The 585-nt window shown below is 37.1% G+C and carries 1 protein-coding gene; it reads right to left on the reverse strand.

Going from position 1 to position 585, the window contains the following annotated elements:
• Nucleotides 1-87: 87 nt before the first annotated feature.
• A partial coding sequence (locus tag G9H60_RS13235) for a helix-turn-helix domain-containing protein (RefSeq protein WP_223144514.1) occupies nucleotides 88-585 on the reverse strand: 498 nt, incomplete at its 5' end.

Consider the following 585-nt stretch of genomic DNA (forward strand, 5'->3'; position numbering starts at 1 on the left):
CCAAGCTAAGGCGATGCTGGTAATAATGAAAGCTACTCTTTGCCATTTGACCATGTTGGAGCAATAGCTCCAAAGGATGATCTTGCCTTAATTCTTGAATGGCTTGCGCTTGTTGGCTTCTTCGGCTTGAATTAAGGCTTGTAACTTTTTTAAGTAAGCATTTTTTGCACGTAGACTTTCTAATTCCAATAATAACTCCTGTTCACGTGTTAAAGGATGCTTGAATTTAAGTTTTCTAGGGGAACTGAGTTTATCCATGACTTGCCGACCTTTAGGTTTATTAACTAAGCCTTCTAAACCGAATTTTTTCCATTGACGTTGCCAATTAATAATACTGGCTTCACTCCCAATAGAAAAATCTATACAGGCTTGAGCTAAAGATAAACCATACTTATCAATAGCTTGCAAAACCTTTAACTTAAATGACGCACTAAAAACATGATTTTTTTTAGACTGTAAACCAATCAAACCAACTTGACGATAGACAGTAAGCCAGCGGGTCAATAATGTTTTAGGGACATTATACTTTCCACGAACATATAAAATAGGCTGATGAAGCTCAACAACGGCTTTCACGCACGAAAG

Source organism: Aquirufa aurantiipilula, assembly GCF_019923745.1.
Taxonomy (GTDB): domain Bacteria; phylum Bacteroidota; class Bacteroidia; order Cytophagales; family Spirosomataceae; genus Aquirufa; species Aquirufa aurantiipilula.